The organism is Kitasatospora sp. NPDC034035 (assembly GCF_055575755.1).
Map to the genome: position 1 here is coordinate 1 of NZ_JBVISA010000081.1, position 8,795 is coordinate 8,795.

At 70.9% G+C, this 8,795-nt stretch carries 6 protein-coding genes and 2 pseudogenes; 3 read left to right on the plus strand and 5 right to left on the minus strand.

The genetic code is table 11. The annotated features are described in order from the left end of the window. Window positions 1-232: 232 nt before the first annotated feature. Window positions 233-541, plus strand: a pseudogene (locus ACZ52J_RS42405) (DUF4352 domain-containing protein); the annotation flags it as partial. Window positions 542-822: 281 nt separating this feature from the next. On the opposite strand, the gene ACZ52J_RS42410 reads toward ACZ52J_RS42405, so the two are convergent. Continuing rightward, the gene (locus tag ACZ52J_RS42410; protein WP_465626768.1) at window positions 823-1,026 is read right to left on the minus strand and encodes a hypothetical protein; all 204 of its coding nucleotides are present in this window, start codon (window positions 1,024-1,026) and stop codon (window positions 823-825) included. A gap of 307 nt (window positions 1,027-1,333) precedes the next feature. Between ACZ52J_RS42410 and ACZ52J_RS42415 the strand changes: the two genes are divergently transcribed. Together ACZ52J_RS42415 and ACZ52J_RS42420 are read left to right on the plus strand one after the other, a co-directional pair. Beyond that, window positions 1,334-2,053 (plus strand): DUF4241 domain-containing protein, encoded by a 720-nt coding sequence (locus ACZ52J_RS42415; RefSeq protein ID WP_465626769.1) that lies wholly within the window; start codon window positions 1,334-1,336, stop codon window positions 2,051-2,053. 236 nt (window positions 2,054-2,289) lie between these two features. Next, window positions 2,290-3,270: pseudogene (locus ACZ52J_RS42420) on the plus strand (hypothetical protein); the annotation flags it as partial. An 806-nt stretch (window positions 3,271-4,076) separates the two neighbouring features. Here the strand turns inward: ACZ52J_RS42420 and ACZ52J_RS42425 are convergent. From ACZ52J_RS42425 to ACZ52J_RS42440, 4 genes are all read right to left on the minus strand, one after another. After that, window positions 4,077-5,576 carry an SDR family oxidoreductase gene (locus ACZ52J_RS42425; RefSeq protein ID WP_465626770.1) on the minus strand — a complete coding sequence of 500 codons (1,500 nt, stop codon included), beginning with the start codon at window positions 5,574-5,576 and terminating at the stop codon, window positions 4,077-4,079. A 550-nt stretch (window positions 5,577-6,126) separates the two neighbouring features. Then, on the minus strand, window positions 6,127-6,966 hold the full coding sequence (locus ACZ52J_RS42430; protein WP_465626771.1) for an IS5 family transposase: 840 nt from the start codon (window positions 6,964-6,966) through the stop codon (window positions 6,127-6,129). 403 nt (window positions 6,967-7,369) lie between these two features. Continuing rightward, entirely contained in the window at window positions 7,370-8,431 is a 1,062-nt protein-coding gene (locus ACZ52J_RS42435; RefSeq protein ID WP_465626772.1) for an IS481 family transposase, read from the minus strand. Between the two features lie 129 nt (window positions 8,432-8,560). Beyond that, on the minus strand, window positions 8,561-8,795 hold a 235-nt coding region (locus tag ACZ52J_RS42440), incomplete at its 5' end, for a VOC family protein (protein WP_465626773.1).

Here is an 8,795-nt window from a genome sequence, read left to right on the forward strand (position 1 = left end):
AACGCAGCCTGAAGAGACTCCAGTACCGCCCTCACCTCATCGACGGATGCCTCGCCACCACCGGCCTGATCATGGATGGCTGACCACATCTCAGACCGACATCACGAATTCAACTTCAGTAGCACCAAGGGAGGGCCACAAACGTACAAGATCGGGACGCCAGTCGAGGTCAAGGACGACCAGGGGCAGTACACGGAGACAGTGAGCCCAGGCTCACTACACCACTCAAGGTGGGAACAGCGTCTTCACTGCCCAGCATGGTGGCTGGCTCGTCGCAACGGTGGACATCACGGTGGTGTCGGGCAAAACGTCGTTCAACCCGCTGTACTTCACACTCGTCGCTCCCGATGGTTCTCGGTGGAACGCCGACGCGACGGCCGGCGGCTACACACCTGCCCTGGCATCCGGAGATCTCTACGCCGGAGACAAAACCCATGGCTACCTCGCCTTCGACGCCCCAAGCACAGCATCGGGGTCAGGCGCGAAGATCGCGGCGACAAGTCCTCTCGGTGATGCGATCGCCTACTGGTCGCTTTCATAGGACGGTGTGGCGACCAGCTCCAGCACGCCCTGGAAAAACCGCGCGACCCCGTCGCGCAACCTCCTGACCCACCCGGCCCGTCGGCGGGCGCGCAGCCGCGGCACGGCCACCCGACGCGCTGCGGGAGACGGAGATGTTTGCCCCGCGGATCGTGGCAACAAGGAGCGCGGGCGGGCAGTGCACGGGCTGGGCCGGCGGACCTCTCCCCCCGGTCTGCCGGCCCAGCCCGCAGCGCACAGACCCGCCACCGAACCGGCTCATCCGGGATCTGCGCCAGCACGTCAGCCGGCATCGCGTCCACGTGGCCAGGCGAGCACCAAGAGGCGCTCGACGAGTACGCGGCGGTACTGCTGCTCGCGCTCGCAGCCGAACCGGCTGACGCCGCCGCCCAGATCAAGCGCCGACGGCGCCCGATCGCCCGTCAGGACGCCCTCCAGCAGCGCGTCTACGCCAACCTCGTCGCCGAACTCGCAGGCACCGAACACGGCGGCAAGACCCGCGCCGACAGGGCCTGCGCATCACCGACGTGCAGATCGGCCGGATCATCCGCGAGGCCCAGCAGCGCCGCACCGCCCTCGCCGACGCCGTAGCCGCGCGCCGAGACCCCGAGGTCTGATCGACCGCCCAGCCCTGCACCGTGGGCCGGGGGCCTGACGGCCCCGCCAACCCCGCCGTTGCGGGGCCGGGCCTGCGGCACTGGCCGGGGACAGGACGCGGTTCCAGGGCGGTTGTCGGTGGGGGCCTGTACGGTCCGGACGGCGGCTGCCAGGAGAGAGAGGAAGAGGGGCGGGCATGAACGAGGTCAGGCCGGAGACACGCGAGTACCTCGACGGGCTGTTCACGCCGGGTGCGCGGATCGGGGGCGATACGCACACCCCGTACAGCTGGATCGAGATCGCCGAAATACAGGAGGTCACCGCGATCCGGCTGCCGAGCGGCCGGTTGGTCGTGGACTCGCCCTGGATCACCGGGCCGCCGCGCGAGCTCGCGGTCCGCATCCCGCCTGGCGAGTACCGGGTGGACGTCTCCTGGGCCAACTTGCCCCGTCTCTCTGACGGCTACTACACCGAGTACCGGGAGTGCGCCGCGACGCTCCTGCGCGTGCGCGACGAGCCGATGGTCACGTGGGAGCTCGCCCTCAGTGTGGGCGAGGACCCGGCCCTGCGCGCTGCCGGCGCGGGGTTCACCGCGGAGGAGGCCATGGGCTGCTTCGCCGACGCCACCGCCTGGCAGCCGCTCACCGAGCCATTCCGCCGCGACCTGGCCGACATCGCCGCCGCCGGCTTCGGCTGCCCGCCGATCGGACGGGACACCGAGAACCGCTTCGGCCCGGTCCGTGAGGACCTCTGCGACGGCTACTTCGACCTGGTCCGCGACCAGGCCCGCCGGGCCGACCTGCTGACCTTCGGCGTCCCGGAAGGCTGGGGCCAGGTCTGGATAGGCCGCACACGCGACGGCGAGATCGCCGTGATCGTCGCCCCCGGCCCAGTGCCCACCAGCCCGTGGGACTGAGACAGCCCGGCCCTTTGGCGACTGCCGCCGGGCCGGGACAACCCTCAGGCACCAAGTCCCCGGTCACGGCTGCGACACAGCAGGGTGATCGCCTCGCGGGGTTGTCGTCTACCTCGACCGGGGCAGGCCCGGTCCGCCAGGTGCCGTGCTCGGGCCACTGTCGGATGCCGGTACGGCAGGCAGCAACGCCGAAATCCACGAGCCGTTCGATCATGTGTCGGGCAGGATGCTCGCCTGTGAATCACGTCCTGTACGGGCTGGCCGCCAACCCGGCCCTGCCCTGCGAACTGGCCGACCGGCTGATCGCGGCGGCGGACGCCGACCTCGCCGAGGCCCTGGCCCGCCGCCCGGACCTCAGCCGTGCACAGGTGACGGCGCTGGCCTCCCGCTTCGGGGAGGCCGCGGTGCGGCTCGCGTACGAGGGCCGGCTCACCGCCGACGACGTCGACCCCGCCCTGCAGCCGCGCGCGGCGCTCGCCCTGCTCGAAGAAGGCGCCGGCAGGCCGCAGTGGGCCCGGCTGTTCGCCACCGATCCCCTGGTAGAGCACCGGGAGAAGCTGGCCGCCTGCCCCGATCTGCCGCCGGATGTGGCGCTGGCGCTCGCCGCGGACCCGGAGGTGCGAGTCGTCGCGGAACTCGCACTGTGGACGACGCCGGACCTCGCCGCCCGGCTCGCACGACACCCGGACACCGAGGTCCGCCGCGCGGTGGCGGCCAACGAGGCGACGCCACCGGCCCTCCTGGCGGCGCTGCTGACCGGCGAAGGGCTGCCCGCGGCTCGGTCCTGCCCGGTCTGCGACCGCGAGCCGACCCCTTTCGTCCACGACGCTCACTGTCCGGAGCCCGACTACGGCCTTCCGCCAGGAGCCTCCTGCGACGGCTCCCATGAGTGGGCCGTGCACGACATCCAGCAGGCGGCCCTGCGCAACCCGGCCACCCCCACAGCCGCCGCCGCGCTCTTCGCCGGCCACCCCTCGGTGCTGCTGCGCCAGGAACTGGCCGCCCGCCCCGACCTGCCGCCCCAGGTGTACGCGCAGCTCGCCGAGGATCCCGTCGCCTGGGTCCGGGCTCAGCTCGCGGACAATCCCGCGATCGACGAGCCTCTGATCCGCGCCCTGGCCACCGACCTCGGCCACGACGTCCAGCGCCGGCTCGCGCACCACCCGCGTCTCCCGCTCGACGTCCTCGCCCACCTCGCCGCCCGCCCGGCAGCAGGAACTCGACCTCGGTCGCCCAGTCGGCCACGGTGCCCACCCCGCCCGCGGCCCCGGGCGCGCTGCCGCCGAGGACGAACGCAGCGATCGTCTCGTTGACGGCCATCGCGTGCGGGGCGCCCGAGGTGCCGGCGCCCTTGGCCGTTGAGCCCATCTCGGGGCGGGGCAGGCCGAGGACCTGCCCGGCCGCGTCCAGCCCGGCCGTGCCCTCCAGCCGCCAGGTCTTGTGCCGGTCCCTGGTGTTGCCGTCGGAGGCGCCCAGACCATGCAGCGCGAGGTCGCCGAGCGCCTGCCGGACCGCCTTGTTCGACGCCGCCCCTGGCCGCAGCAGGCGCTGGAGCTGGTCGGCGGTGGCGACCTTGAGGACGCCGAGCGCGCCGAGGACGTCGGAGCGCAGCCCGGTGGTCGACCCGTTCGGGTTGGCGGCGCCGCGCCGGTACGCGGTGCGTCCCGGCCGGGACGGCTCGGCCGGTTCGACGGCGTCGGCCTGGTCGTCGTTGTCGTCGGGCTCGGCGGGGCGCTGACGGGTGCTCACGGGCGTCTCCCGGTGGTCGTGGTCGGTGTTGCCTTCGAGGGATATCGGGCGTTCCTGACAGCCGCCAAGCGCGTTCCTGCCCGTCTCGCTGACCGCCCACCTCCTGCGCATCGGGGAGAACCAGATGCGCGCCCTCCTCCAGCAGACCCGGCCCCTGCTGCACGAACACGGACACCACGCCGCCCCCCTGCCCGTCCGCCTCATCGACCCCTGCGAGCTGACCAGATACCTCATGGACATGACATCAACCCGAGAGCTGACACGACACGCACCACTAATTCATCGACGGCCCCTGGCGGGCGCGTTCGGTGATGTTGCGGGCCATGGCTGCGAACACCGCGGTGTGGAACGGTGCGACAGCCCACCAGTACGCGTGTCCGGCCAGGCCGTGGGGGTGGAACAGTGCCCGCTGCCGGTATTGCGTTCCGTGATCGTCGTCCGGTGTGACCGAGAGTTCGAGCCAGGCCAGCCCGGGCAGGCGCATCTCGGCCCGTAGGCGCAGCAGTCGGCCGGGTTCGATTTCCTCGACACGCCAGAAGTCGAGGGAGTCGCCGACCCGTAGTCGGGTCGGGTCGCGGCGGCCCCGGCGCAGTCCGACGCCGCCGACCAGGCGGTCGAGCCGGCCGCGCAGCGCCCAGGCGAGTGGAAAGGAGTACCAGCCGTTGTCGCCGCCGATGCTTTCGATCACCCTCCAGACGGCGGCGGGTGACGCGGTCACGGTGCGTTCCTGGACATCCTGGTAGAGGCTGCCGCCGGCCCAGTCGGGATCGGTGGGCAGCGGGTCGCTCGGGGCGCCGGGCAGCGAGGCGGAGGACCAGCGGGTGGCGACGTCGGCGTCCTTGATCCGGTGCAGGGCGAGCGTGACGGCCTGGTCGAAGCCGGTCAGGCCCTCCGGTGGGTCGGGCACCCATCGGGCGATGTCGTGTTCGCCGCAGACGACTTCGTGGCGCAGGGACTCGACGAGGGGGCGCGCGATGGAGCCCGGGACTGGAGTCACCAGGCCGACCCAAAGGCTGGAGAGGCGGGGAGTGAGGAGCGGCACGGGGAGGATGAGGCGGCGGCGCAGTCCGGCGATGCGGGCGTAGCGCTGCATCATCTGTCCGTAAGTGAGGACGTCGGGGCCGCCGATGTCGAAGGTGCGGTTCAGTCCGGGCGGCAGGTATGCGGCGCCGACCAGGTAGCGCAGAACGTCCCGGACGGCGATCGGCTGGATTCGGGTGGACACCCAGCGCGGAGTGACCATCGCGGGCAGGCGTTCGGTGAGGTGGCGCAGCATTTCGAAGGAGGCGCTGCCGGAGCCGATGATCACGGCGGCGCGCAGTTCGGCCGTGGGGACACCGCCGGCTCGGAGCATGCGGCCGACCTCGGCGCGGGAGCGCAGGTGGGGGGAGAGGTCTGCGGCCGCGTAGTCGGGGACGAGGCCGCCGAGGTAGACGATCCGGGTGACGCCAGCGGCCGCCGCGGCGGCCGCGAAAGCGCGGGCGGCCGCGCGGTCGGTTGCCTCGAACGAGGGCCCGGTGCCGAGCGAGTGGATGAGGTAGTAGGCGACGTCGACGTCGTCGAAGGCCCCGGCGAGGGTTGCGGGGCGGGTGACGTCACCGGTGGCGGTCTCCACCCGGGCCCGCCAGGGATGGTCGCGCAGTCGCCCGGGATCCCGTACCAGACACCGTACGGTGTGCCCGTGGGCGAGCAGTTCGGGGACGAGCCGGCCGCCAATGTAGCCGGTCGCACCGGTCACCAGGCAGCGCAGTGGGCCGGGCTGCAGCGGATCCATGTCGACTCCTCCTTCGAAAGCCGCGTTCGCGGGCCTGCGCCGGTGCCGAAACGACGTAACCAGCATCGCGCATGTGCTTCGGAGCCGGCGCGATGGACACGAACACGCAAAGCAGTGCCCCGACGGGCGGCCGGGCCGTGCGGGGCTTGTTCCCAGTGGCGGCGAAGGCCAGCTGCTCGAACCGCTGCGGCCCCGGTGCCTTCCGTGCCCTTGGCCTCCAGCAGCCGCCCTGGATGCGGTCTGCCGTCGGTCCCGGCCATCGGCCTGCCCGGGCCTGCTTCGCTTTGACAGACACTCCTGATCAGGGGCTTCGGCCCCGGAAGGATGATGTCCATCATGGAGAGCATGGGGAAGAAGAAGCCGCGCCCTCGCCGTTCGTTCACGCCGGAGTTCAAGGCCGAGATCGTCGAGCGGGGCCGCCGAGTGTCGGCGTGATGCCGGTGACCGGCTGGCGGGGTTCTGATGTTGGTCCCTATGCGAGTCCCCCGCCGATGGCGTCCCGGTCGCGATCTTGCAGCTCACTGGGCGTTTCGTCCCTGACTCTGGGGGTTCAGGTGCCGCGCCAGGTGGGGGTGGTTTCGCCGGTGAGTCGGCGGGTCATGAGGCTGATCATCGCGAGGTGGATCATGGCCTCGGAGCGGGCTGGGAGGGTTTCGTAGTCGCGGGCCAGGCGGCGGTGGTTCATGAGCCAGCCGAAGGTGCGCTCGACGACCCAGCGTCGGGGCTGGACGACGAATCCCCTGGTGGTGGGGTCGCGACGGACGATCTCGACGTCGATGCCGAGCGTGGCGCCGTGTTCGACGACGGCGGTCTTGTAGCCCATGTCGGCCCAGGCCTTGCCGATGGTCGGGTGCTCGGCTGCGACCACGGTCAGCAGCTGTCTGCCGGCGGCGTTGTCCTGGACGCTCGCGGCGGTGACCAGCACCACGAGCAGCAGGCCGATGGTGTCGGTGACGATGTTGCGTTTCCTGCCCACGATCTTCTTCCCGCCATCGACGCCCTGGCCGGCGACGGGAACGTTCGTGGAGGTCTTCACACTCTGGGAGTCGAGGATGCACGCGGTCGGCTCCGGATCGCGGCCTTCTGCGGCGCGGACCAGGCGGCGCAACAGGCCGTTGAGTTGCTCGAACACTCCCTCCTTCTGCCAGCGGGCAAAGTAGGTGTAGACGGTTTCCCAGGGCGGGTAGTCGTGTGGGAGGTAGCGCCAGGGGATGCCGGTGCGGTCGACGTAGAGGATCGCGTCGAGGAGGTCGCGCAGCTCGTGCTCGGGCGGTCGGCCAAACGCGAGGGCACGTTCGGTACGGGCCCGACGCCAGGCGGTCAGGGTTGGTTCGACCAGAGCCCAACGGGCATCTGACAGGTCGCTCGGATACGGTCGACGGTCCGTCATGATGACGGCATACTGCGGAATCGCCACGCTGCCCAGGCCTCGCGACTTCCGATGGCAGACACTCCCAGCTCCGGCTTCCAGGGATGAGACAGGAGGAAGCGCACAGTTCCGGCGGGCATTTGTGTATCGGCGGCCCTCCCGTCACCAGAGCCCCAAGCGTCACCAGACGCAGACAGTCCTGGCACCGGGAAAAGCAGCGTCAACCCCCACATCTACGGCTGAAACGCCCAGTAAGAAGGGTCTCAACCCAATTCCTCACCCTCCTCGCGCGAACAGGGTTGTCCTCCTTGCTGGCAAGTTGGACGAGTTCGGTGACTGCTCGCCAGATTCGAAAACCGAGTGGTTGCGTCTGCAAGGCTTCCGCAAGACGATCCTTGATCTTTTCGAATGAGTACGCCCGCACCTACGACCTGGAGCCGCTGACGACCTTCTCCACCTGATCGCCCGAGCCGGCCGGCCGGTGCCTCCGACCCCCGCGGAGGCACCGGCCGGCCCTCCCACCACGGGTCAGTGGGGGCGGAGACCAGGGCGGCCATCTGCTCGCGCTTGGTCGGGGCAGGCAGCACCAGCGGGCCCAGTTCCTCCACCTCCCGGTCGCTGACGCACTGCGGGATCGCCTACACGACTGTGGTGTCTCGGGACCTTGGTTACGCGAAGTCCTCGCCCACTCGCGTGTGAGCGTCCCGTGATCCTTCCCGTTCGTGCGCGGCGTGTACGGCCTGGTCCGCTTGTGCTTCGTACCGGTCGCGGCGAGGGCGTCAGCCCAGGTCGTAGACCGGTAGCACGCGCCGTTGTCGGTGAGGCAGCAGGGGATCGGTGTGATGCTGTGGGCGGCAAAGAAGGAAACGGCCCGGCGCCAGAAGGCGACCGCGGTGACGGCCTTCTCATCGTCCAGGGCCTCGGTGTAGGCGAGCCGGGAGTGGTCGTCGAGCGCCGAATGCAGGTACGTGTATCCGACCTTGCCGGTGCCGGGACCGGTGCGTTCGGAGGCGCGGGCGGACTCGGTGCCGACGCCGTGCATCCGCCGGCCGCCGCCGGTCGGGATGCGTCCGAGCTTCTTGATGTCGACGTGGGCCAGGTCGCCGACCCGGTCGTGCTCGTAGCGGATGACCTCGCGCAGCTGCTCGCCGGTCGGTGGATCCAGGTCCCGGAGCCGGTTGAGTCCTCGCCTCACCAGGATGCGGTGAACGGTCGCCGGCGCGAGTGTGACGCCGTGCAGCCGCTGTAGGTCGGCGGCGAGCCGGGCTGGTCCGTGCTTGGTCTGCCGCCGCAGCGCCTCCACCAGGTCAGCGATGTCCTCGGAGGTGCGGGCGGGACTGGTGGCGGGGCGGGAGGGATGGTCGAGCAGGCCGTTCTCGCCGTGCGCGCGCCAGCGGGCGTACCACTTGGCCAGGCAGCGGCGGGAGATCCCGGCTCCCGCAGCGACGTGCGCGATCGGACGTCCGGCGTGGACCCGAAGACACAAGCGCAGACGTCCTTCGGGGTCAGCGGTGCGTTCCGATGTCCACGGCTGGTGGCGCTCCTGAACTCGGCGGCCGCGTTCACCGGGAGCCCTGGGATCTCAGGGCTCCCGCGTGAGCGGCTGTGCGTGGCGTCAGCGGGCGAACTTTTCGATGGCCGCCGGGGTGACGGGGGTGAAGAAGTTGACGAGGTTGCCGTCGGGGTCGCGGAACAGCAGCGACCGGTTGCCCCAGGGCATCGTGGTGGGCCCGTTGACGAAGTCGGTGACGAAGCCGGTCAGGTTCTGGTGAACGCGGTCCACGTCGTCGACGAGGAACTCGGTGATCACGCTGTGGTTGTCCGCCGGGCGGGCGGAGCCCGGGGCGAAC

Excerpts from the sequence above, each read along its gene's own strand:
- ACZ52J_RS42415 (WP_465626769.1), top strand. The coding sequence starts at position 1,334 with ATGAACGAGGTCAGGCCGGAGACACGCGAGTACCTCGACGGGCTGTTC.
- ACZ52J_RS42425 (WP_465626770.1), bottom strand. The coding sequence starts at position 5,576 with ATGGATCCGCTGCAGCCCGGCCCACTGCGCTGCCTGGTGACCGGTGCG.
- ACZ52J_RS42430 (WP_465626771.1), bottom strand. The coding sequence starts at position 6,966 with ATGACGGACCGTCGACCGTATCCGAGCGACCTGTCAGATGCCCGTTGG.